Raw genomic sequence first — 22617 nt, 5'->3', positions numbered from 1 at the left:
GCACGCCATTGTACGGCCGATATCGACCTGGCGCTTGGGGGCAAGCAGCTATGAAATTGCGATTCGAGATTGGAGTGGAGATGTTTGCTGCTGTGCGGATCATCGGGCGCCTTGCGCTCCCATTGGTCATGGGTGTCGTGCTCGCGATCTCAGCTGGAACCGCTCAGGCTGGCGATGCCGCGGCACGGCACATCATCGGCTTTTCGCCGGATGGCGCTTATTTCGCCTTCGAGCAATATGGAACGCTCGACGCCGGCGCCTCGGACTCTGGCTGGTCGCAGATAGACATCATCGATACCCGCACGAATCAGCTCGTTGGCGGTAAGCCGATCCTCGTCGTCGACGAGACGGAGGAGGCGACACTGACGCTGGAGCAGGCGAGGGCGCAGGCCGCCGCTCAGGCGGCGCCCATTCTCGCCCAATATGCCATCACATCCCCAGCCGAGCAGGCGGCTTCCGACAAGTTCACCTTTCCGGGCGAAATGGTTGCCTACAACGACATTTCTCGCCTCGAGCAGGTGTCGCAGAAATGGCTGTCGCCGCTCCATGGCGAAACAGGCATTTCGACCATCCAGCTCGACGAAATCCTGGCGGCCAGCACGAGCGATTGTTCGGCGAGTTTCGATGTGACGCGGCAAGGCGACCAGCTACTTCAAGGGGAAAAGCCACTTCAGGGTGAGAAGGCGGGCAAGGCACTCGGCTTCCGGCTGACGCTGCAAGGCCAGGATGGCAAGCCGTTCAAGATCCTGCACGAGGACAAGACCGTGCCGGGCTCAAGAAACTGCCCGACCTCCTACAGCCTGTCGGAATCCTACGAACTCACCCCGGCCGGCAAGCCGGCGGTGATCGTCGTGCTGGTGCAGCGTTTCAGCCAGGGGTTCGAGGGGCGCGATCGCCGCTTCCTCGCGGTGACCGGGCAGCCACGCTGAGAGGTCACGCCCAGGCGCCGGCAGCCGCTCTGTCTGAAAGGTTGTTCTAGATCGGCAGGGCCACAAGCATGAGGCCAATGCCGCCAGCGATCAAAATGGCTGTGGCCAGCGCTTTTCTGTGACGTTCGAAGCTCGTCGGAGCCCGCTCCCAATTGTAACGCATACGCTATCTCCCCAATACCCGGACAGGTTTTACCTTACTTAGGGGAAGAAATGCAACGTCCGCTGCCGGCAGGCCCACTGCTTGTCACATTTCATCGATGACTATTTCTGGGACGAATGCGGCCGGGAAGACGCAACCGAGCAGGTTCTAACGCGACTGGCGCGGAGAATCCGTCAGCAAAGCCGTTGGTCCCGTGCACTGGGCTCCCATGATCGGCTGATAGACAGCGCTCCACCTCCGCGCTATCTGATTCCGGGATGAGCGTGGCTTGGAGGGGCGTGGTGGAAATAGTCTCTGGAACCGTTCTGCGGCTGGCCGAGGATGCCTCGGTGCAGCATGTGGGCGATGGCGCAGTCGTGCTTTTGGCGCGCAGCGGCCAGCTTTACACATGCAACGGCACGACCGAAGCCTTTCTCGGCAAGGTGGACGGCGCGCGCAACCTCGACCAGATCGTCGACCTGCTTTGCGAGGAGTTCGAGGTCGACAAGGGGACGCTCGATCAGGACATGGCGGCACTGGCCGCGGATCTGATCTCTGAAGGTATCCTCGCCGCGCCAGGTGCTTGATGACTGACGGCCCGCTCCTGCGCGCTCTGTTTCGCTGCCATCTCTGGGCAAGCGCGCGGCTGATGCCGGTCTTGGTCATCAACCGGAGCTTCGAGGAGGTGCTCGAATGGGCGCCGCTCGCCTCGTCGACGCCCTATCGCGGTCTGCCGTCCGCCTACATAGTCGCCAGCGTCAACCGCGCCGTCCGCCGTCCCTGGCTGATGCGTGACCGCAGGTGCCTGAGGGAGGGTCTGCTGGGTCATCGTTTCCTGCGCCTGGCCGGATTCGATCCGGACCTGCGCTTCGGCATCGATCCGCAGTCGATGCAAGCGCAGCGCCTGGCAGCGCATTGCTGGGTCTGCCTCGATGGCAGGCCGGTGGTCAGCGACAAGCTTCCCGGCATGGTCGAAATCTATCGTCATCATGCCGATGCCGTAAAGGCGCGTCCCGCTTGACCAGACCTTCAGCCTGCTATGGCCTCAACGGCCTGATCCTTGGCATATCGGCCGAGCGCCCGGAGCTGTGGCAGGATTTCGACCGGATGCTGGGCAGCCTGCGTATCGCGGAACCCGTCGAGCCGGACTTTCGTCTCGAGATCGCCGAGACAGACACCCTGGACGAGGCACCCAACGGATCCCTCGTCTTCGATGGCGAGGTGCCGGAGGATGGTCCCTGCCGGATGTTCGAGGATGGTGGTATCATCCATCTGGTCTTTCCCGAGCGTCAGACCGTTGCCATCAATGGCGTGGCGGGCTGGGCCGAACTCCGGATCCACCCTGGCGCGAAAGCCGCGTGGACACCGGCAATGCTGGTGCTCGACGCCGCGCTCGACGCCGGTGGCCAGCATATGCTGCACACTGCCGGCTTGACGTTGCCGGATAGCGATGCGGTGGTGCTGATCCATGCTCCGAGCGGCACCGGCAAGACCACGACGTCACTCGCGCTGGCAATACAGGGCTTTGGCCTCTGCTCCGACGACGCCATGATCCTGAAAGCCACTTCGGGCAAGGTCGTCGCCTGGGGCTTGCCGCGCGCCGTCAAGATCCACCAGAAGACTGCGGAGATGATCCCGCAGGTGGCGCCCTGCCTTGGCCAGACATGGGATCGCAACGGCGAACAGCCGGTCTCGCTAGAACGGCTGGAGGATATCATCCGGGTGGAAAACGCGTCCGCCCGGCCGGTGGCGGCCCTTCTGCACCTGGCGCGTTCCGCCGGAAGCCAGAGCCGGCTCGTCGCCATGGCCGGGACCGACGCGATGGTTGCGCTGGCAGTAGACAATGTCCGCACCGGCATGACCGGGCTGCTGCCGATGCAGAAGCGCCGGCTGGCGACCATCGCCGGGCTGGTCAATGCGGTTCCGACCTTTCAGCTCGAAGTGGGCGCGCGCCCGGCTGACGCAGCGGCACTGATCAGCGCCGCTCTGACGACGCGGGACTGAATACCCCAGGCAACGTGGGGCCGCTATTCCTTGTTCCCAAGGGCGTGGGGATAGCGTGTTTCGGAGTGCTTCTACTTCGCAGTTTTGCGCAAAAACAACGATTTAAGCGCAGCGCCGCCTCGTTATCCTTGCTGCGCGAGGTACGGAAGAGCAAGGGTCCGGGAAAACTCGAATGGCGCTACAAAGGTCAGGTTTGGCAGGGCACACCCGAAGCCGCTCATCTCATGGGCCCGACAGCTCCGCCCGCAGTAAGCAACGAGGCAAACATGCGCGCGTAGTTCTCCGCCTGCACGCCCCAATCCCACTCTTGGATCGTCTCGATCATGCGGGCGGCCATCCTCGACCGGAGCGATGGCGTGTCCCGCAACAAGGCTAGCTTGTTCGCAAGCCCCTCCGCAGTTCCATCGAAGAACAGCCCGTTGTCGCCATCCCGAATCAGCTCGGGCATGTTTCCCACACGGGTGGTCACCAAAGGGACACCGCACGCCGCCGCCTCCAAGCAAGGATTGGGAGTGCCTTCGCTGAGGCTGGCGCAGACATAAACGTCGAGATCCCGATAGAAGCCGGGCATCTCGTCATGGCTACGCCAGCGTTGCTCGCGAATCGCCGTCAGTAGGCGCGCGCCCGGCACGGCCGCTACCGCGGGCTCGATGACGTCGTGGAAGCCGCGATGTGCTGGACCATGGTTGCCGAGACTTCCCGCCCATCCGACACGGAGCTCGCCAGAACCGGGTTGTGGCTCTTGTGCGGGACAAAAGAACGTCGTGTCGACTCCATTGGGCGTGTAGTGGACCGGAACACGCAGTAGAGGACCGTATTCGTGCTCGAGCTGCCGATTGTTGACAAAGACAGCGCGCGCCAGCCGGTGCAGGGCGGCGAGCCCGGGCTCGCGGAATTCGCCCTCCAGCTCTCTGTGGCTGCAGATCCCGATGAGCAGCCTGTCAGACCGCCTGGCGAGGGCCGATTCCGGCAGGGGCAGCTTCGAGATCTGGAGCCAATAGAAGATGAGCACGATGTCCGCCGTGTTCACGTCCGACTCAGTCACATCATGTTGAAATCGTTGGACGATATCGAACCTTCTTTCCAGCACGCGCCGGAGATTTTGGGTCTTGCGATCAATCGCCCAGCCGGGTCGATCCGCGATCGCCAGGACGCGGGGGAGGTGTACCTCATTCACGAGGCGTACCGCTCAAGCCAGTGTGCCGACCATGGATTGGCCTCGTCCAGATCGTCGTCCGTCGCGCTGGCGCGCACCTGGCTGGCGTCCGGCAGCAGAATATCCTCTGATCGCAAGCGGGGTCGCCATCCGTGCCAGCCACGACCAATGACCTCTTCGCTCAGAAACCGGCGGCCAGCATACTTGCATGCGGCGTGCTCTGCGCTAAGGAACAGATAGTGCTTCATGCGAAAACGCTCGGAGTAAAGCCTCACCGGACCCGCGAACCGTACGAGATGGCCGCCTGACCACGCAATCTCCATGGGGCCGTCCTGTTTCTTGTAGGCACGGACGCAGTGTGGGGAGGTCGGCCGGAACGGGTAGTAGGTGCGCAGCGTGTGTTGATAATCGGGATTGTCGTGATCGGGAGCTTCCCTGGTAGGAATGAACGTAAACTCGGAAGATTCGATTGCATTGAAGCCGAGTGCGTCGGCTGCCGCAATGGCGGAGACCAACGATGAGTACGAAGTCGGCGGGAGGTGGATCTCGTCAGCGTCAACATGCATGAACCAGTCTGCTTCGAGCGACTGAAACAGTTCCTCTTTGCGACGAAGAAGGTGCTCCCAGCAATACCAGCCGTTATGCGGGATGGTTTCGAATCCTATCAATCCGGCTCCGCAGTAGCGCTGGGCAATCTCAAGCGTTCGGTCCGTCGACTGATTGTCGCAGATGTAGACCTGTACGCCTTGACGAAAGAGGTTCTCGAGACATCCGGCAACGAACCGTTCTTCGTTCCGTGTTGTAAGGACCGCGACGACTCGCGGGGAACTCCGATCACGCGCAGCATTCGCAATGTGGGTATTGAGATCGGCCAAATTCCTCAATCCTTCGTCGTGTGCTTCCCGACGCAGGCTAAAGACTCAGAGCGGTCAAGCCAAGAGCGCCATCACTTTCCGACCTGAGGTGATGGCGCGCGACGCTTTTCCGGGAGAGAACGTCTCACACTTTTCCTGGAATTGCTCTGGCCCTGGCCAGCCGTTGGATCCAGCGGAAGGCGTCGCGGCGTAGGCGCGAACCAAGCTTGTCCCTGGAATTGACGCCGAGCAGTGTATCTGTGGTGATCAACCGTCTGGCCAGCCGTATCGAGAGATCTGGCTTGATGCGGCCGGCGAGTTCGAGCGCGCGGCTTTCGTCGAACAACTGGCCGGTCACATCGAGCACGATTGCCAACTCGAGCTCGATGCCGGTGGTACGGGCAGCGTCGAAGAGGCGTGCTTCCGCTTCGGGTGATTGCAGCGCCCGCACGCCTTGCAGCACGTCGACGCAAAGCTGCAGCCGGTGGAATTTGTGGCCGCCGGCGGCGTGCACGATGGCGATCGTCAAAAGGGCCGCCGGCGTGTCTGTCGCGTCGCCGTCGATGGCGCGCAATTCAGGGAAACCCAGCGACAGGCGCCGCCGCATGCCGGTGTCATGCACGAGGTCGCCATGCAGTTCGACCAGCAGGCTGGAATTCTCCTTTTCGAGCCATTTGAATTCCTGCAATTCGTAGGATTCGGCCTCGTCGCTGCCAAGCTCGAAGCCGCATGCCGCGATCACCTGGTTTGCCCTGGCCAGATTGGCGGGTTCGACCAAGATGTCGATGTCGGTGAACGGCCTGTCGGCGACGTTGCGGTAGAGCTTGCGCGCGAAGACCGGCCCCTTGACGATCCGCGCCGGAACATTGTCCGCCGCCAGTCCCTTCATGATACGGTCGCCATGATACTTCAACAGCATCGACTGGCCGGTGGCGATCGTCGCTTTCTGGCGCAGGTCCTCCAGTTTGTCTCGCAGCTCCTGATCCGATGGCAGTTGCGCGTCGCCGCTGAGCTTGCGCAGCATGATCGGCAAGACGCCATGGAATTCGGCGTTGTCGAGCAGCGACATCAGCGTCTTTGCCGACAAATTATCGACGTCGACAGTCGGCGCCTCCGGATCTGCGTAGCGCAGCAGCAGCTTTTCTTCGGCAGGGGTAAGCGGTGGCAGCATCAACCTGGACAATGTTGCGATTGAAGGGAAAGATGTTGCAGAAAAGCAGGGTGGAAGCCAGCTTTTACATGCCCCAGCGCAGCGCCGCAGTGTGTACCGGCGCGTCCCAAAATCCGGTCGTCTCGTCGTCGAGCATGGTCAGCGTGATCGAGCAGCCGGCCATGTCGAGCGAGGTGACGTAGGAGCCGACCAGCGAACGGGCCACCGTCACGCCATGCTTCTCGAAGATCAGCCGTGCGCTGTTGTACATCAGATAGAGTTCCATCAGCGGCGTGCCGCCGAAGCCGTTGACGAACAGCAGCGCCGAACCCTTCGCCCTGTCCCCGAGATCGCCCAGGATCGCGGCACAAATCTCCTGCGCGATCGCATCGGCGCTTTTCAACATGTCGCGCCGGCGTCCGGGTTCGCCATGGATGCCGACGCCAAATTCCATCTCTCCGTCGCCGATGTCGAAAGTCGGCTTGCCCGCCGCCGGCACGGTGCAACTGGTCAGCGCCACGCCCATCGAGCGGGTGGCCGTGTTGACGCGGTCGCCCAGCGCCTTCAACGGCGCCAGCGCCAGGCCATGTTCGGCCGCCGCGCCGACGATCTTTTCCACCACCAGCGTTCCGGCGACGCCACGCCGGCCCGTCGTATAGGAAGAATTCTCGACTGCGACATCGTCATTGGTCACGATCTGCTGGACGCCTTCCGACATCTCGGCCGCCATGTCGAAGTTCATCACGTCGCCTTCATAGTTCTTGACGATGAACAGGCAGCCGGCGCCGGTGTCGACGGCTTGCGCCGCCGCCAGCATCTGGTCCGGTGTCGGCGAGGTGAACACCTGGCCGGGGCAGGCGGCATCCAGCATGCCGTGTCCGACAAAGCCGCCATGCAGCGGCTCGTGGCCGGAACCGCCGCCGGAGATCAACGCCACCTTGCCCGGCCGCAAGGTCTTACGGCGGACAAATTTGTGCTCGTCGCCAAGCACGAGGATGTCGGCATGGGCGGCGACGAAGCCGTCGAGGCTTTCGGTCAGCACCGTGTCCACCGAATTGATAAACTTCTTCACGGCCGTCTCCTCCCGAAATAGGCCTTCCAAAGCAATTCCAGGGAAAGTGTGTCGCGGTTTTCCGTCTGGAATTGCGTAAAACAAAGAGTTCGATCAGCCACCCTTGCCGGTGATGCTGGTGATCTTCTGGATAAAATCGTTCACCGCCTTATCGAGCGCGGCGTTCTGCTTGTCGTCGCCGAAATCCGGCACGATCAGCGAGACATGCCGCGTCTTGCGCATGCCTGATGCGATCGACATTTTTCCCGGATGCGCCTGATGGTAGGCGGCGAGAAACTGGTCGCGCTCGGCCGGGCTGAAATGGCACACCGAAAAGATGGCCGGCAAATGTTTTGACGGAATCGGGATCGAATAGGCAGGACTGGAAATCTGCGTGACGAAGCTTCGGTGTTTGCCGAGCGCATCGGCCAGGCGCTGGCGCATGCCGGATGGGCGCTGGTCGATAACCTGCGACAGGATCGTCTTGTAGGCGCGGATCGCCTCTTCGGAACCGGGTTCAGGTGTTTTTTCGACCATGCCCGGCGCCTAGACCGAGATATCCGCGATGGCCGCCTTGGCCATGGCGAGTTGCGCCGGAGCGACGGAAAGATCGCGCAGGCCGGCCTTGAGCAGTGACGGGATCGAGGCCGGATCGCCGCCGGCATCGCCGCACAGGCTGACCGGGATTCCTTCCCGCTGGCCAAACGCGGTCACGGCAGCGATCAGCCGCAGCACGGCCGGATGACGGACCGAATTGAGATGTGCCACGGCAGCGTTATCGCGGGCAGCCGCCATGACATACTGGGTGAGGTCGTTGGAGCCGATCGAGAAGAAGGCGGCCTCGGCAAAGGCTTCCGGCAGGATCGCCACCGACGGCACCTCGACCATGATGCCGAGCGGCGGCATCTTGCTCGCGATGCCGCGCGCGGCAAGTGCGGTCTGCTCCTCGGCGAACATCGCCGCTGCCTGTCGGTATTCCTCCACAATGGCGATCATCGGAAACATCACTTTCAGATTGCCGTGCACCGCGGCGCGCAGCAGTGCCCGGATCTGTACACGAAACACCTCCGGCCTTGCCAGCGACAGCCTGATTCCGCGCAGGCCGAGGAACGGATTGCTCTCCTCGATGGTGAAGCCGGGCACCGGCTTGTCGCCGCCGGCATCGACGGTGCGGATCGTCACCGGTTTTTCACCAGCCCATTCCAGCACCTTGCGATAGGCGCGATACTGTGTCCCCTCGTCCGGCAGCGTCTTGCCGAACAGGAATTCGGTGCGCATAAGCCCGACCCCGTCGCAGGTGGCGATATCGATGCCGTCGACCTCGGACGGGTCGGCGATGTTGACCTGCATCCGCACCGCCGTGCCGGCCTTGGTCACCGCCGGTCGCGCCAGGAAGGTCCCGGCCCGATCGCAGCGCGCCCGGAATGATGAGGAGGATTGCCGAAAAGCGGCGATTTCGGTCCTGGAGGGCGACACCACGATGCCGCCATGTTCGGCGTCGAGCAGGGCGATGCCGGCGAGATGAGCCGGCGAAGCACCGAGACCGACGATCATGGGTACGCCGCGCGAGCGCGCCAGCATGGCGACATGGCTGGCCGTGCTGCCCGCCCTCAGCGCGATGCCGCCGCCGCTGCTCCAGTCGGTTTCGAGAAAACGCGTCGGCGCGATATCCTCGCCATAGAGGATGGCGCCGGCGGGCGGCTCGACGTTGCCAACCTCCGACAGAGCCCGCAGCACCTGGTCCCTGATATCGCGGATGTCGGCGGCGCGCGCGCGGAAATAATCCTGGTCCGAAGCATCGTAGCCGGCGATTTCAGCGTTAAGCGCCTGCCGCCACGCCGTGTCGGCCGGCAGGCCGGTGCGGATCGCGGCATAGGCCGGGCTGCTCAGCGCATCGTCTTGCAGCATGGCGATCTGAAACTCGAGAATGTCGGCGGCATCGCCCTCGGCCATCCCGATCATTGCAGTGAGACGGCCCGTGGCGATGCCGATTGCGGCGTCGAGCGCGGCCTTCTCATCGTCGGCTGTTTCTTTGCCGACATAGGAGCCGACAGTCTGGTCGAGGTCGAACAGCGGCCCTTCGGCATAACCGGCCGAGGCCGAAATGCCTTTAATCCTAAGCGGTTCGGGCATGGTCCGCGCCTTCGTCGAAATCGCGCCGCACCAGTTCGACCAGCGCGACGACGGCATCATTGGCGCCGTCTCCGCTGGCCCTGATGTGCAACAGCGTACCCTTCGGCGCCTTGGTCGCCATCACCTTGACGATGCTCTTGGCGTCGAACCAGGGGCCGTTGGCGGCAAGCGCGATTTCCACCCCGGCGGCAAAGCTCTTGGCCAGCTTGGTGAACTTCACCGAAGGACGCGCGTGCAGGCCCACCTCGTGGGTGATCACAACGGTCGCTTCGGCGGATGCGGACATGTCTTCAAAGTTCCCGTTCACTCACGACGGCGACAATTCATGCGCCGTCGCCACCACTTCCCGCAGCGAGGCGCCGCCGGAGGCCTCGGTCGCCGCCATAACCGCGCCTTCGACGATCGGCGCGTTGCAGACGATGATCTTTTGCGACCGTGGCTCGCCGATCATCTCCACCGCCATTTCCGAATTGGTCTCGGCACCGCCGAGATCGACCAGAATGGCGACGCCGGCCTCCGACCAGGCCTTGTCGATGGCGCCCATGATCGCCTCGACATTGGTGCCGAGCCCGCCATGGCCGTTTCCGCCGCACCATGCAAGCGGCACTTCGTCGCCCACCATCTGCCGCACCATGTCGGCCGTGCCCTCGGCAACCAGCGGCGAATGCGAAACGATGACGATGCCGACATTGCTCATGGCTGACCTTCCAGCGTTTCGACGATCGTGCGCACCAGAAGCGCGGTCGAACGTGCACCGGCATCCATATGACCGATCGATCGGTCGCCAAGGAACGAGGCGCGGCCACGCAAGGCTTTCATAGGCACGGTCGCCTCGGCCGCGGCGTCGGCGATATCGGCGATTTCAAGAGCTGTCTTTCCCTGCAGCAGCGCGTCATGCACCGGCTGCAGCACGTCGAGCATGGTTTTTTGTCCAATCTGCGATTTGCCCCGCGCGGTCACCGCTTCGATCGCCTTGCCGAAGGCCGCCGTCAGATTGGCGCGATCGGGCGCAGCTGAAATCTCCTTGCCGAGCGCCAGGAACAGGGTGCCGAACAGCGGGCCGGAGGCGCCGCCGACCGTCATCACCAGCTTGGTGCCGATCGCCTTCAGGGCATCGGGCAGCGGTTTGGCCGAAAATGCTTCGGCTTCGGCGCGCACGGCCTCGAAGCCGCGTTTCATGTTCAGCCCGTGGTCGCCGTCCCCGATCGCCTGGTCGAGCGCCGTCAACTCTTCAGCGTGAGCGGCGATCGCACCCGAGGCGGCCGCGATCAGCCGGGCAAGGTTCAACGCCGCCATGTCACCCGCATTTCCGGTTTCTATCTTGCCGGCAGTATCGAAATAACGATCATTCGACAACTGGAGCATGAATCAGGCCGCTTCATGCAGCGCGGCCGCCGCCGCGAAAACCTCGGCCACTGCATAGGCGCCGGGGTCGGCCACGCCTTGCAGCTTGCTGCCGACATAGGCGGACCGCCCGGATTTTGCCCTGTCCATGGCGGCGGTGGCCTCGGCGCCACGTCGAGCCGCGATAGCCGCTTCGTCCACGCTCTTGGCATCGAGCGCTCTGAGGGCTGGCTCGAGGGCATCGACCATGGTGCGATCCCCTATCCTTGCGCCGCCATAGAAAGTCATTCGCTCGAGGCCGGCAAGCAGCGCCTTGGCCAGGTTCGCGCCGCTGTCCAGAGCTTGCGCCGCGGCGGTGAAGAAGATCGACAGCAGCACGCCGCTGGAGCCGCCCATCGACGCGCTCAGTATGTCACCTATCGCGCCAAGGGTGGCTGCAGGCTCGGCAAGCGGTAGTGTATCAAGCCGCTCGAGAACACTGCGCGCGCCGGTCGCCACCGTCGAACCGGTGTCGCCGTCGCCTGTTTTGGCGTCCAGTCCGTTCAAAGTCGCTTCGAGCGCGATCAGCCGTTCGCAGATGGTGACGAGAAGAGAGCGGGTCCGCGCATCCTGGCTGGGCTTGCGTGCCGCGCTCTGTCCGGCCGCTTTCGCCATCGGCACGACGGCAGGTGAAACAACCGGCTTTGCCGGCATCCAGGCGTGCGGACCGACCGGCGCCTGCAAGGCGGTTTCGCGCGCCGCATCCAGCCGGATCAGCGACAGCGAGAAGCCGTTCATGTTGAGCGCCGTCATCAGCGGGCCCGGGCCGATCGTCAGCTTGATGGTTTTGGCCAGCGGCGATGCAAGCACCGCATTGGCGACGACAGACATTTCGAGCGGCGGCACGGAGCCGAGATTGTTGATCAGCAAGGCGTAGGTGGCCTCGGGATCAAGCCGTGCCGCGAGGCGCTCCACCATGATCGCCACCAGTCTGTCGGCACTCTGCACCGCAATCCTTTCGACGCCCGGCTCGCCATGAATGCCGAGGCCGAGTTCACCGTCATTCTCGCCAAACCTGTCTTCGTGCGGCTGGCCGGGGATCGAGCAGGACGACAGCGACATGCCGAGCGAAACGATATCCTTCGCCGCCGCGCGAGCGGCCGTTGCAACGAATGCCAGATCATGGCCGGCCTCCGACAGATGGCCTGCGATCTTGTGCACGAACAAGGTGCCGGCAACTCCGCGCGGCTGGTTGATGTCCGGCAGCGCGATGTCGTCGGCGACGATCACCATCTCTACATGAAATCCTTCGGCGCGCGCCTTCTCGGCGGCCAGGCCGAAATTGAGGCGGTCGCCGGTGTAGTTCTTGACGATCAGCAGGCAGCCGGCCGGACCGCTGACCGCCCGGATGGCCGCCAGCACGGCTTCGACGCTTGGCGAGGCAAAGATCTCGCCTGAGACCGCCGCCGTCAGCATGCCCTTGCCGACGAAGCCGGCATGTGACGGTTCGTGCCCGGCCCCGCCGCCCGAGACGACGCTGACTTTCGTCTTGTCCCAGTCGGCGCGCAGGATGACCTTGATCTCGGGATAGCCGTCGAGGCGCGCGAGATCGCCTGATCCGATGGTCCGCAACAGGCCGTCCAGCGCCTCGGTGACGATCGTTTCCCTGCGATTGAAAAAGTGCTTCATCGAATTCGTCCCGTACTGGCAAAGTCAAAACCGGTGCTGAATCACCGAAAACCGCTCACATCAATCGCTGTCCATCGGCGCCGAAATACAGCGGCGCCCGGTAGCGGATCACCACTTTGTCGCCCTGCGCCAGATCCGTGTCGGGATCGGTCAGCGTCACCAGTTTCTTGGTCCCCACCGTCACATGCAAATGGTTCTGATCACCGAGATGCTCGACCCAGTCGACGATGCCGTCGGCATGACCATTCGCGGCCTTCGCGATCGTCAGATGTTCGGTGCGCGCGCCGATCGTCTTGGTCCCGGCCGGTGCGCCGCCGTCAGGCAGCAGTCCGGTTGGCAGAAGATTGATCGCCGGCTGGCCGAGCCTCGCCGCGACATGCAGGTTTGCCGGCTCTGAATAGATGGTGCGCGGCGAGCCGATCTGCACCAGCACGCCCTCAGTGAGGATGCCGATGCGGTCTGCCATCGTCATCGCCTCGATCTGATCATGCGTGACATAAAGCATGGTGGCGCCGAGTTCGGTCTGGATGCGCTTCAGCTCGAGCCTGAGATCGCCGCGTAGCTTGGCATCGAGCGACGACAGCGGCTCGTCCATCAGATAGATCGAAGGCTTGCGCACCAGCGCGCGACCGATGGCAACGCGCTGCATTTCGCCGCCCGAAAGCTTGGTCGAGCGATTGGCGAGCTTGTGATGGATGCGCACCATCCTGGCCACCTCCTCGACCCGGCGGCGGATCTGGTCTTCCGGCATTTTCCGCGCCGGCGAGCGCAGCGGGAAGGCGAGATTGTCGAACACCGAGAGGTGGGGATAGAGCGAATATTGCTGGAAAACGAAGGCCGTGTCGCGCTCGGCCGGCGACAGCGTCGTGGCATTGTGTCCACCGATCTCGATCGTGCCGGTATCCGGCCGTTCCAACCCGGCGATGAGCCGCAGCGTCGTCGTCTTGCCGGCCCCGGTCGGCCCGAGCAGCACGACGAACTCGCCATCTGCTATGTGCAGGTTGAGGCCGTCGACGGCGACATGGTCGCCGAAACTCTTGGTCACGTTCTTGATGTGCACCTCAGCCATGCTGGGCCCTCCGCTCCGAGGCGACATCGTGGATCGCGGTTCTCACCGCGCGGCCCGATCCCTTCTCGAACAGCGACAGCCGCGCGCTGCTCAGCGTCAGGCCGACATGGCCGCCGGTGGAGAGCCGGATTTCGGCCGGGACCCGTGCCTTGATGATACCGTCCGCCGTCTCCACCGCGACGATCTGCGTGGTGCCGAGATATTCGGTGCCGTAGATGGCACCGCGCAGCTTGGAAGCATCGTCGAAGCGTATGTGCTCCGGGCGGATGCCGAGGGCCATGTCGCTGGGTGCGATATCCTCGCGCACCTCCGGCACCGCGACCTTCGCGCCTTGCACGATGATCTCCCTGGCGCCCTTGGCCAGCCCGCCGCCAAATCCCAAAAAGTTCATCGGCGGCGAGCCGATGAAGTCGGCGACGAACATGGTCGCTGGGCGGTCGTAGATTTCGCGTGGACTTCCGAACTGTTCGATGACGCCATGGTTCATCACCGCGATCTTGTCGGCCATCGACATCGCTTCCATCTGGTCGTGCGTGACATAGACCGTCGTGGCACGGATGCGGTTGTGCAGTTCGCGCAGTTCATGGACCATCAAATCGCGGAATTCGGTGTCGAGCGTGCCGAGCGGCTCATCCATCAGGAAGCATTTTGGCCGCCGCACGATGGCGCGGCCGAGCGCGACCCGCTGGCGGTCACCACCGGCAAGTCCGGAGACGGATTTGTTGAGCAGATGATCGATGCGCAGCAGTTTTGCTGTTTCCTCGACACGGGTGCGGATCTCGGCCGAAGGCATGCCTTGCGCCAACAGCGGGAAGCCGATGTTCTTGCGCACGTTCATGTGCGGATAGAGCGCGAACAGCTGGAAGACGAAGGCGATGTCGCGCTCGCGTGCCCGCAGCATGGTGACGTCGTCGCCGCCGAGCAGGATTTGGCCGCCGGTCGGCAGTTCGAGCCCGGCTATCATGCGCAAGGTCGTCGTCTTGCCGCAGCCCGACGGCCCGAGCATGACGAAGAACTCGCCATCCTCGACGACGAAGTTGGAATCCTGCACGGCGACAAAATCGCCGAAGGCCTTTCTCAGGTGCTGGACGCGGATTTCGGCCATGATTATTCCGGGAACTTGGAGACGATGATGAACATCACGGTGCCGGCGAGCATGGTGATGAAGGAGTAGGTGTAGAGCGACAGCGCGAAGGGCTGGAACAGCATCAGGAAGCCGATGGCGATCAGCGCCGTGGCGATGTTTTCCATCAGCCCGCGCCTGGCCCAGACCGGCCAGCGCGACTTGCGTTTCTGAGGCTTGGTCATGCTCATTTGCGCACCGCGCCGAAGGTGATGCCGCGCAGCAATTGCTTGCGGAGCAGAATGGTGAAGACCAGGATCGGCACCAGGAAGATCGTCGTGCCGGCCGCCACCGCCGGCCAGTCCTGGCCGCCTTCGCCGATGATGGTCGGGATGAAGGGCGGCGCGGTCTGCGCCGTGCCGGAGGTCAGGAGTGCCGCGAAGGCATACTCGTTCCAGGCGAAGATCAGGCAGAAGATCGCGGTCGCTGCAATGCCGGTCGTCGCTTGCGGCAGCACGGTGCGCCAGAAGGCCTGCAGCCGCGTATAGCCGTCGATCATCGCCGCCTCTTCGTACTCGCGCGGGATTTCGTCGATGAAGCCTTTCAGCAGCCACACCGCCAGCGAAACATTGACCGCCGTGTAGAGCAGGATCATGCCGAGCGCGGTGTCCGACAGGCCAAGCTCGCGGTACATCAGATAGATCGGAATGGCGACGGCGATCGGCGGCATGAAGCGCGTCGACAGGATGAAGAACAAAAGGTCGTCGGCGAGCGGCACCTTGAAGCGTGAGAAGCCGTAGGCCGACAGCGTGCCGAGGAAGACGGCGCAGAAAGTCGAACCGAAGGCGATGATCAGCGAATTGACGAAGCGCGGCAGGAAGTTGGACGGACCGGCGATCACCATGTTGCGCTTGCGCGTGGTCTCGTCGCAGAAGCCCGTCGCCGGGCCCAGCGAGTTGATGTATTCCGGCGTCTGCCGGGTCCGCGTCGTGAACAGATTGCAGTAGCCCTCAAGGCTGGGCTGGAACAGGATCTTGGGCGGATAGGCGATCGAATCCGGTGGCGTCTTGAAGCTGGTGGCGAAGATCCACAGCAGCGGCACGATCGAGATCAGTGCGTAAAGCACGATGATCGTGCCGGCGATCCGTTTCGAGTTGCTGCTCGGTGCGACGACCGAATGGGCTGTGGTCAGGCTCATCTCTGCTTCACCTTGTTGAGCGCCTTGACGTAGATGTTGGCGAGGCCGAACACCGCCACGAAAAGAATGATTGCGAAGGCCGAGGAATAGCCGGTGCGCCAGCTTTCGAAAGCCTGCCGCTTCAGCGTTATCGAGGCGACCTCGGTGGTCGAGCCCGGCCCGCCGCCGGTCAACAGATTGACCATGTCGAACATCTTGAAGTTCTCGATGCCGCGAAACAGCACAGCCAGCATGATGAAGGGCAGCGCCATCGGCAGCGTGATCGACCAGAATTGCCGCCAGTTGGAGGCGCGGTCGACCTCGGCCGCCTCGTAGATGTATTCGGGGATGGAGCGTAGGCCCGCGAGGCAGATCAGCATCACGTAGGGTGTCCACATCCAGGTGTCGACGATGATGATCGACCAGGGCGCCAGCGACACGTTGGAGAGCATCTGGATATCGGTCGGCGGGATCCTCGTGACGAAGGATATGGCGTAGGCGAACAGGCCGATCTGCGGCTCGTAGAGGAAGCGCCAGAAATTACCGACCACCGCCGGCGACAGCATCATGGGCACCAGGATCAGCGTCGTCCAGAAGGCGTGGCCGCGGAACTTCCTGTCGATCAGCCAGGCCAGGGTGAAGCCGATCAGCGTCTGCAACAGGATGGTCCAGAACACGAAATGCGCCGTCGTCTGCATGGCGATCCAGATATCCTTGTCGCCGAGGATGCGCTGGTAGTTGGCAAAGCCGAGGTTCTTCACCACCTCGTTCGGGCGGTTGGCGCGGTAGTTGGTGAACGACAGATAGATCGCCCAGAACAGCGGAAAGATGTTGATGGCCAGCAGCAACAGGATCGTCGGCGAGATGAACAGCCAGGCGAGGCCCTTGTCGCTGATGCCCCGGACCTTGCGGGCCAACGGCTCCGGAGTCGCCCGGGCAACGTTCTCCGCGGTCCGATTGAGCATGGTGAGTCCTGCTTCGGTCACTTGGTCGTCTCTGTCATGGAATTTATCTGAACTGCGTCCCGTGCCAAGGGCGGCACGGGACCTAGAGCATGATGCCGAAAAGTGTGAAGCGGTTTTCGGACCACATCATGCTCTCTCTCTTCATTCCTGGAGCTGGATGGTTTCTGGTCGATTCGACCTGAAATCATCCAGCTCAGGGGTCGGGCTCGGGAGGAGCCGGGTTACATCTTGCCGTCGTCCTGGAAGACCTGCGTCCAGTCCTTGACCAGGCCGTCGAGCGCATCCTTGGCCGAACCCTGGCCGGCGACGACATAGTCGTGGAAGCGCTTCTGCGAAGCCTGCAGCAGCGGTGCGTAGCTCGGCTCGGCCCAGAAGTCCTTCACGATGGCCATCGAGTCGAGGAAGGTCTGCGCGTAGGGCTGGCTGGCCGGGAACTTCGGATCCTTGACCACCGCGTTGAGGCAGGAATAGCCGCCGAGCGACCACCATTTGGCCTGCACGTCCTTGTTGGCGAACCATTTGATGTATTTCAGCGCCGCCTCCTGCTTGTCGGAATAGGACACCACCGAGATGCCCTGGCCGCCGAGCTGGGCGAACTGCTCGCCGTCCGGACCCTTCGGGTTGACGAAGTAGCCGATCTTGTCGCCGCCGACATTCTCGTCCTTCTGCAGGCCGGGCCATGTGAAGGCGAAGTTCATGTGCATCGCCACCTGGCCGGATTTGAAGGCGTCGACGCCTTCGCCCATGTAGCTGTTCGACGCGCCGGGCGGCGTGCAGCAATCATAGAGCGCCTTGTAGAACTCCAAGCCCTTCACCGACTTGTCGGAGTTGACGAAGCCTTCCATTTCGTAGGGCTTCTTGGGGTTTTCGTACTGGAAGCCATAGCTGTAGAGCACGTCCATGGCGCCCATGGTGATGCCTTCCGAGCCGCGCTCGGTGTAGATTGAGGCGCCGTAGACGGTCTTGCCGTCGATCTCACGCTTCTGGAAGAACTCGGCGACCTGTTTCAACTGGTCGAAAGTGGTCGGCGGGCCGAGACCCCAACCGTACTTCTCCTTGAATTCCTTCTGCAGTTCCGGCTTGGAGAACCAGTCCTTGCGATAGGTCCAGCCGACAACGTCGCCCATGGCCGGCAGCGCCCAGTAGTTCGGCGTGTTCTTCGGCCATTCCGAATAGCCGACTACGGTTGCCGGCACGAAATCGTCCATGCTGATCTTCTCCTTGTCGAAGAAGTCGTTCAGCTTGACGTAGTGGCCGTTCTCGGCAGCGCCGCCGATCCACTGGCTGTCGCCGATGATCAGGTCGCACAATTTGCCGTGCGAATTCAGCTCGTTGAGGAAACGGTCGGCATAGTTGGTCCATGGCACGAACTCGAATTTCATGCCGATGCCGGTTTCCTTGGTAAAATCCTTGGACAGTTCGACAAGCGCGTTGGCCGGGTCCCAGGCGGCCCAGCACAGCGTCAGGTCTTCAGCGTGCGCGACGTTCGAGACGGCTGTCGACGCTGTGATCGCCGAGGTCAGTCCCAACGCCAGTTTCAAGCTCGATTTCATGACTTCCTCCCATTTGCGAAACGCGCCCGGATGGCGGTTTCAAAAAGCCCTCAACCCCTCTCCTCAGGGGCCCAAACATGGCTGCGCGGTTACGCTGCGGATGTTTAGTAATTTGTTTAGTGATGCAATTTTTACTAAACAAAGCAAGCGAATTCGTTGCTGCGCCGCAGCATGCTTATCGCGATGTCTGAAAACGTTGGAGAAGCGCGGCTCGCTGGTCGGCTTACCGAAGCTGTTCAGGCCGATTGTGACCAGGACGTGGGGTCGCCTCGGCTTCTCAACCGACCCTTCTGGTGCTCACCATCACCTTCCGGATCGGCGGTGCCGGCGGCAGCAGCATACGGATATCGGCGAACGGGAACGACGGTACGAAGAGGAAGGCTTCGGCCGAGGAGCCTTGCGCGCCGTTGCACTGGCCGGCGCGAAAGGCGTTCTGTGTCCGCGCGATGTCTACGAAGCGGTCGGGATCCTGCGACTGATGCATTCGGATCGCCTCGGCCTTGACGTCGGCATGGGCGGAAATGTCGACATAGTGCGTCGGCGAAAAACCGGTGCCGCCCATCGTGTCGGCATGCAGCACCGGGACGGCGAAAGACGCCGCGATGCGCACGCCGTCCGACAGCGCGCGATGGTCGGCATGATAGTCGTTGGGCGCATGCGTGATCACCAGATCCGGCCCGGTTTGACCAATCAGTGCTTTCAGAGCTCCGATCAGCGCTGCATCGGCCACCAACTCGCCGTCCGGGAAGTCAAGGAAGCGTGGCATTGCGCCTACCAGCGCAGCCGCGGCCGTTGCTTCATCGCGACGGACACGAGCGAGAACAGCGGGATCACTCGTGCCGCCCCTGGCACCATCCGTGGCCATGGCAAAAGTGAGCTCTGCGCCTTGCGCGGCATAGGCGGCCATCGTACCGAACATGAAGATCTCGATGTCGTCCGGATGGGCACCGAGCGCCAGGATTTTCAAATCACTCTCTCCCCGGAACTGGAACAACGTGACGAACGGAATCCTGCTCGCCCTGATCGCCTACGCAAGCTATTCGGGCAGCGATGCCGTTGTCAAAAGCCTGGGCGGTCAGCTCACGATCTTCGAGATCGGCTTTTTCATAACCTTGTTCGCGGGCTTCTTCCTGTTCTTCACGCGACCTGCGGGCGAACGCTGGCGCGATTTCTGGCGCACCAAAAGGCCATGGGCGGTGCAGGCGCGTGCCTGGGCGGGTATCGCTTCCGGCGTGCTCAGCGTCTACGCCTTCACCACCATTCCTCTGGCCGAGTCCTATGCGCTGATCTTCCTGGCGCCGCTCTGCGTCACCATTCTCTCCACGGTGATCCTCAAGGAGAAGGTCGGCCCCTGGCGCTGGCTGGCGGTGGTCGCCGGTTTCGCCGGCGTCATGCTGGTGGTGCGGCCTGGCTTTCGCGAACTCAATCTCGGCCATTTTGCCGCCTTCGGCGTTGCCTTCCTCGCGGCCACCAGCGTCATCCTGATGCGCTCGCTGGCGCAGCAGGAAAAGCGCACCACCATGCTCGGCGTGCTGGTCGGTTGCGGCCTGCTGTTCAACGGCATCGGTGCCGCCGCCACCGCCTTTACTGTTCCCAGCGGGAAGCAGTTGCTGTGGCTGGCAATGGCCGGTGCCTTCACCGCGGGTGGACAATTCCTGCAGCTGCTGGCCATGAAATACGCGCCCGCCAACCGCGTCGCGCCGACGCATTATTCGCAGATCGCCTGGGCGGTGATCCTCGGCGCGTTGTTCTTCCAGGAATATCCGGACGGGCTGTCGCTGGTTGGCCTAGCGGTCGTTGGCGGCGCCGGCCTTTTGACCATGGTTCGGGAGGAAGCGCGGCTGGGCACCGTGCGCTGGAACCCGTTTTCGCGCACCCGGCTTTGAACCGACTCTGGTTGCGCCGTGGCCGTAACCGCTGATATGCGGGCGCCATGACCACAAAACCCCTGCCGGAGCTTCCTGTATCCGCCGTGCTGCCGGCGCTGAGGGAAGCGCTCGGCCATGGCAACAGCGCCGTGCTGGTTGCGCCGCCGGGCGCCGGCAAGACGACGCTGGTGCCGCTGGCGCTGCTTGACACGCCTTGGCTCGGCACCGGCAAGATCATCCTGCTTGAACCGCGCCGGCTCGCCGCCCGCGCCGCCGCCCGCCGGATGGCTGAATTGCTTGGTGAGGAACCTGGCGCCACCGTCGGCTATGCCATGCGCATGGAAAACCGCATTTCGGCAAAGACCAGGATCGTGGTCGTCACCGAAGGCGTGCTGGCGCGCATGATCCTCGACGATCCCGAACTGCCCGGTGTTTCGGCTGTCATTTTCGACGAATTCCACGAGCGCTCGCTCGACGGCGATTTTGGTCTCGCTCTGGCGCTCGACGTCCAAGGGGCGCTCAGGCCGGACCTGCGCTTGGCAGTGATGTCGGCGACGCTCGACGGCGCGCGTGTCGCCAAACTCATGTCGGGCGCGCCGGTGATCGAGAGCGAGGGCCGCGCCTTCCCTGTCGATATCCGTTATGACGAACGCCCCGCCGGCATCGCCATCGAGGACGCCATGGCCAAGGCGATCCGCGCCGCTCTTGCTGACGAAAGCGGCAGCGTGCTTGCCTTCCTGCCCGGCCAACGCGAGATCGAGCGAACCGCCGAGCGGCTGGCCGGCAAGGTCGGCACCGATACCGACATCGTCCCGCTCTACGGCATGCTCGACGGCAAGGCGCAGGACGCGGCGATCAAGCCGCAGCCGGCCGGCCGCCGCAAGGTGGTGTTGGCCACCTCGATCGCCGAGACCTCCATCACCATCGACGGCGTGCGCGTCGTCATCGATTCGGGCCTGTCGCGGCTCCCGCGCTACGAACCGGCCAGCGGCCTCACCCGGCTCGAAACGGTCCGCGTCAGCAAGGCTTCCGCCCACCAGCGCGCTGGCCGTGCCGGACGCACGCAGCCAGGCGTCGCCATCCGGCTGTGGCGGGCGGAGCAGACGGCTGCGCTCCCCGCTTTCACGCCGCCGGAAATCCTCGAGGCCGATCTGTCCGGACTGCTGCTCGATTGCGCTGCCTTTGGCGTTGCCGATCCGGCAGGGCTCGCTTTTCTCGATCCGCCGCCTGTTCCGGCCCTTAATGAGGCAAGGGGGCTACTACGCGCGCTGGATGCCATCGACGACATGGGGCGCCTGACGGACGCGGGTGCAGCGATGCGCAAGCTCGCCCTGCCGGTGCGGTTGGCGCACATGGTTGCCGAGGCAGCCGGCAGCGGCCATGCCTTCGAGGCGGCGATGCTTGCCGTGCTGCTCACCGAACGCGGCCTTGGTGGCGACGGCGCCGATCTGGAGCGGCGGCTGATGCGTTTTCGCGGGGAAAAATCGCCACGTGCTACAGCCGCCAAGCAGCTCGCCGAACGGCTGGCGAGGCAGGCTGGCGAGGCGAAGGGCAGCGAAGCTGCGGCAGCCGGTCCCCTGCTCGTCCACGCCTGGCCGGATCGGGTGGCGAAGGCGCGCGGCGAGCGTGGCCGTTTCGTGCTGGCCAACGGCTCCGGCGCCATGCTCGACGCCGCCGATCCGCTGGCGGGCGAGCCGTTTCTGGTCGTCGCCGACCTGCAGGGCAAGGCACAGAATGCGCGCATCACGGCGGCGGCAGCGATCGGCGAGGACGATGTCCGCGCCGCGCTGCCGGACAGGATCGAGGTCCGCCGTGAAACGAGCTTCGACCGCGACAAGCGCGCCGTGCGCGTCCGCGAAACCGTGCGCCTTGGCGCCATCACGCTTGCCGAACGCATGCTGCCGCCGCCAACGGGGCCCGACGCCGACCGTGCCGTCCTCGATGCGGTGCGCCAGCACGGGCTGTCGCTGCTGAATTGGAGCAAGGAGGCGCAAACGCTGCGCCAGCGGCTTGGCTGGCTGCACCGCGGCCTTGGCGCGCCCTGGCCAGATATGGCGGACGACGCCCTCATTGAGCGCCTGGACGACTGGCTGCTGCCTTACCTCGCCAGCGCGGCGTCCTTTGCCGCCATCGATGCGGGCGTTGTCTCGGCCGGACTGGCCAGCCTCGTGCCACACGATCTGCAGCGCAGGATCGATACGCTGGCGCCGACCCATTTCGATGCCCCGTCGGGCAGCCATGTGCCGATCCGCTATGACGGCGAATGGCCGGTGCTGGCGATTCGCGTGCAGGAACTGTTCGGCCTCGACCGCCATCCTTCGATCGCCAATGGCGCCGTGCCGCTGACGCTCGAACTCCTTTCGCCGGCGCACCGGCCGATCCAGACGACGCGCGACCTGCCCGGCTTCTGGCGCGGCTCCTGGGCCGATGTGCGCGCCGACATGCGCGGCCGCTATCCCAAGCATGTCTGGCCGGAAACCCCGCTGCTCGC

23 protein-coding genes are annotated in these 22617 nt (G+C 63.6%); 6 read left to right on the top strand and 17 right to left on the bottom strand.

Annotation, left to right across the window (positions count from 1 at the left end; all coding sequences use genetic code 11):
- Window positions 1-80: 80 nt before the first annotated feature.
- The 4 genes from EOB49_RS05525 (at window position 81) to EOB49_RS05510 (ending at window position 3075) form a co-directional block, all read left to right on the top strand.
- A complete protein-coding gene (locus EOB49_RS05525) occupies window positions 81-929 on the top strand; it encodes a DUF2259 domain-containing protein (protein WP_245472509.1) in 849 nt (282 codons plus the stop codon).
- Between the two features lie 441 nt (window positions 930-1370).
- Window positions 1371-1658 (top strand): PqqD family protein, encoded by a 288-nt coding sequence (locus tag EOB49_RS05520; protein WP_164748961.1) that lies wholly within the window; start codon window positions 1371-1373, stop codon window positions 1656-1658.
- Window positions 1658-2092 (top strand): lasso peptide biosynthesis B2 protein, encoded by a 435-nt coding sequence (locus EOB49_RS05515; RefSeq protein ID WP_127320670.1) that lies wholly within the window; start codon window positions 1658-1660, stop codon window positions 2090-2092. The genes EOB49_RS05520 and EOB49_RS05515 overlap by 1 nt, the downstream gene beginning before the upstream one ends.
- The gene (locus EOB49_RS05510; protein WP_127380397.1) at window positions 2089-3075 is read left to right on the top strand and encodes a serine kinase; all 987 of its coding nucleotides are present in this window, start codon (window positions 2089-2091) and stop codon (window positions 3073-3075) included. The genes EOB49_RS05515 and EOB49_RS05510 overlap by 4 nt, the downstream gene beginning before the upstream one ends.
- A 217-nt stretch (window positions 3076-3292) precedes the next feature.
- Here the strand turns inward: EOB49_RS05510 and EOB49_RS05505 are convergent, their stop codons facing one another.
- From EOB49_RS05505 to EOB49_RS05425, 17 genes are all read right to left on the bottom strand, one after another.
- Entirely contained in the window at window positions 3293-4252 is a 960-nt protein-coding gene (locus EOB49_RS05505; RefSeq protein WP_127380396.1) for a glycosyltransferase family 4 protein, read from the bottom strand.
- Window positions 4249-5106, bottom strand: a complete 858-nt coding sequence (locus EOB49_RS05500) for a glycosyltransferase family 2 protein (RefSeq protein WP_236383302.1) — start codon at window positions 5104-5106, stop codon at window positions 4249-4251. The genes EOB49_RS05505 and EOB49_RS05500 overlap by 4 nt, the downstream gene beginning before the upstream one ends.
- 124 nt (window positions 5107-5230) lie before the next feature.
- Complete coding sequence (locus EOB49_RS05495; RefSeq protein ID WP_127380395.1) at window positions 5231-6256, bottom strand: nucleotidyltransferase family protein; 1026 nt, start codon at window positions 6254-6256, stop codon at window positions 5231-5233.
- A gap of 64 nt (window positions 6257-6320) precedes the next feature.
- Window positions 6321-7307 carry a dihydroxyacetone kinase subunit DhaK gene (dhaK, locus tag EOB49_RS05490; RefSeq protein WP_127380394.1) on the bottom strand — a complete coding sequence of 329 codons (987 nt, stop codon included), beginning with the start codon at window positions 7305-7307 and terminating at the stop codon, window positions 6321-6323.
- Window positions 7308-7400: 93 nt separating this feature from the next.
- Complete coding sequence (locus tag EOB49_RS05485) at window positions 7401-7823, bottom strand: hypothetical protein (protein WP_127380393.1); 423 nt, start codon at window positions 7821-7823, stop codon at window positions 7401-7403.
- A gap of 9 nt (window positions 7824-7832) precedes the next feature.
- On the bottom strand, window positions 7833-9419 hold the full coding sequence (gene ptsP / locus EOB49_RS05480) for a phosphoenolpyruvate--protein phosphotransferase (protein ID WP_127380392.1): 1587 nt from the start codon (window positions 9417-9419) through the stop codon (window positions 7833-7835).
- Window positions 9403-9705 (bottom strand): HPr family phosphocarrier protein, encoded by a 303-nt coding sequence (locus tag EOB49_RS05475; protein WP_127380391.1) that lies wholly within the window; start codon window positions 9703-9705, stop codon window positions 9403-9405. The genes ptsP and EOB49_RS05475 overlap by 17 nt, the downstream gene beginning before the upstream one ends.
- Window positions 9706-9726: 21 nt before the next feature.
- On the bottom strand, window positions 9727-10116 hold the full coding sequence (gene dhaM, locus EOB49_RS05470; RefSeq protein WP_127380390.1) for a dihydroxyacetone kinase phosphoryl donor subunit DhaM: 390 nt from the start codon (window positions 10114-10116) through the stop codon (window positions 9727-9729).
- A complete protein-coding gene (dhaL, locus tag EOB49_RS05465) occupies window positions 10113-10715 on the bottom strand; it encodes a dihydroxyacetone kinase subunit DhaL (protein ID WP_127380443.1) in 603 nt (200 codons plus the stop codon). The genes dhaM and dhaL overlap by 4 nt, the downstream gene beginning before the upstream one ends.
- Window positions 10716-10787: 72 nt before the next feature.
- Window positions 10788-12431 (bottom strand): dihydroxyacetone kinase subunit DhaK, encoded by a 1644-nt coding sequence (locus EOB49_RS05460; RefSeq protein ID WP_127380389.1) that lies wholly within the window; start codon window positions 12429-12431, stop codon window positions 10788-10790.
- Window positions 12432-12486: 55 nt separating this feature from the next.
- Complete coding sequence (locus EOB49_RS05455) at window positions 12487-13500, bottom strand: ABC transporter ATP-binding protein (protein WP_127380388.1); 1014 nt, start codon at window positions 13498-13500, stop codon at window positions 12487-12489.
- Window positions 13493-14605 (bottom strand): ABC transporter ATP-binding protein, encoded by a 1113-nt coding sequence (locus tag EOB49_RS05450; RefSeq protein WP_127380387.1) that lies wholly within the window; start codon window positions 14603-14605, stop codon window positions 13493-13495. The genes EOB49_RS05455 and EOB49_RS05450 overlap by 8 nt, the downstream gene beginning before the upstream one ends.
- Window positions 14606-14607: 2 nt before the next feature.
- Window positions 14608-14814 (bottom strand): hypothetical protein, encoded by a 207-nt coding sequence (locus EOB49_RS05445; protein ID WP_127320730.1) that lies wholly within the window; start codon window positions 14812-14814, stop codon window positions 14608-14610.
- Window positions 14811-15761 carry a carbohydrate ABC transporter permease gene (locus tag EOB49_RS05440; protein ID WP_013528079.1) on the bottom strand — a complete coding sequence of 317 codons (951 nt, stop codon included), beginning with the start codon at window positions 15759-15761 and terminating at the stop codon, window positions 14811-14813. Before EOB49_RS05440 ends, EOB49_RS05445 begins: the two co-directional genes overlap by 4 nt.
- Window positions 15758-16705, bottom strand: a complete 948-nt coding sequence (locus EOB49_RS05435) for a sugar ABC transporter permease (RefSeq protein ID WP_032901495.1) — start codon at window positions 16703-16705, stop codon at window positions 15758-15760. Before EOB49_RS05435 ends, EOB49_RS05440 begins: the two co-directional genes overlap by 4 nt.
- 221 nt (window positions 16706-16926) lie before the next feature.
- Window positions 16927-18258 (bottom strand): ABC transporter substrate-binding protein, encoded by a 1332-nt coding sequence (locus tag EOB49_RS05430; protein ID WP_127380386.1) that lies wholly within the window; start codon window positions 18256-18258, stop codon window positions 16927-16929.
- Window positions 18259-18535: 277 nt separating this feature from the next.
- Complete coding sequence (locus EOB49_RS05425; RefSeq protein WP_127320728.1) at window positions 18536-19225, bottom strand: PIG-L deacetylase family protein; 690 nt, start codon at window positions 19223-19225, stop codon at window positions 18536-18538.
- A gap of 28 nt (window positions 19226-19253) precedes the next feature.
- Between EOB49_RS05425 and EOB49_RS05420 the strand changes: the two genes are divergently transcribed.
- Together EOB49_RS05420 and hrpB are read left to right on the top strand one after the other, a co-directional pair.
- On the top strand, window positions 19254-20144 hold the full coding sequence (locus tag EOB49_RS05420) for a DMT family transporter (RefSeq protein WP_127320727.1): 891 nt from the start codon (window positions 19254-19256) through the stop codon (window positions 20142-20144).
- 47 nt (window positions 20145-20191) lie between these two features.
- Window positions 20192-22617, top strand: a 2426-nt coding sequence (gene hrpB, locus EOB49_RS05415) for an ATP-dependent helicase HrpB (RefSeq protein WP_127380385.1), incomplete at its 3' end; no start/stop codon positions are given.

This window comes from Mesorhizobium sp. M7A.F.Ca.MR.148.00.0.0 (assembly GCF_003997735.1).
Taxonomy (GTDB): domain Bacteria; phylum Pseudomonadota; class Alphaproteobacteria; order Rhizobiales; family Rhizobiaceae; genus Mesorhizobium.
This window is presented reverse-complemented; position numbering and strand designations above follow the sequence as displayed.

Coding starts and splice junctions, on each gene's coding strand:
- EOB49_RS05525 (WP_245472509.1), top strand. CDS start 81: ATGTTTGCTGCTGTGCGGATCATCGGGCGCCTTGCGCTCCCATTGGTC.
- EOB49_RS05515 (WP_127320670.1), top strand. CDS start 1,658: ATGACTGACGGCCCGCTCCTGCGCGCTCTGTTTCGCTGCCATCTCTGG.
- EOB49_RS05495 (WP_127380395.1), bottom strand. CDS start 6,256: ATGCTGCCACCGCTTACCCCTGCCGAAGAAAAGCTGCTGCTGCGCTAC.
- EOB49_RS05485 (WP_127380393.1), bottom strand. CDS start 7,823: ATGGTCGAAAAAACACCTGAACCCGGTTCCGAAGAGGCGATCCGCGCC.
- ptsP (WP_127380392.1), bottom strand. CDS start 9,419: ATGCCCGAACCGCTTAGGATTAAAGGCATTTCGGCCTCGGCCGGTTAT.
- EOB49_RS05475 (WP_127380391.1), bottom strand. CDS start 9,705: ATGTCCGCATCCGCCGAAGCGACCGTTGTGATCACCCACGAGGTGGGC.
- dhaM (WP_127380390.1), bottom strand. CDS start 10,116: ATGAGCAATGTCGGCATCGTCATCGTTTCGCATTCGCCGCTGGTTGCC.
- dhaL (WP_127380443.1), bottom strand. CDS start 10,715: ATGGCGGCGTTGAACCTTGCCCGGCTGATCGCGGCCGCCTCGGGTGCG.
- EOB49_RS05460 (WP_127380389.1), bottom strand. CDS start 12,431: ATGAAGCACTTTTTCAATCGCAGGGAAACGATCGTCACCGAGGCGCTG.
- EOB49_RS05455 (WP_127380388.1), bottom strand. CDS start 13,500: ATGGCTGAGGTGCACATCAAGAACGTGACCAAGAGTTTCGGCGACCAT.
- EOB49_RS05450 (WP_127380387.1), bottom strand. CDS start 14,605: ATGGCCGAAATCCGCGTCCAGCACCTGAGAAAGGCCTTCGGCGATTTT.
- EOB49_RS05445 (WP_127320730.1), bottom strand. CDS start 14,814: ATGAGCATGACCAAGCCTCAGAAACGCAAGTCGCGCTGGCCGGTCTGG.
- EOB49_RS05440 (WP_013528079.1), bottom strand. CDS start 15,761: ATGAGCCTGACCACAGCCCATTCGGTCGTCGCACCGAGCAGCAACTCG.
- EOB49_RS05435 (WP_032901495.1), bottom strand. CDS start 16,705: ATGCTCAATCGGACCGCGGAGAACGTTGCCCGGGCGACTCCGGAGCCG.
- EOB49_RS05430 (WP_127380386.1), bottom strand. CDS start 18,258: ATGAAATCGAGCTTGAAACTGGCGTTGGGACTGACCTCGGCGATCACA.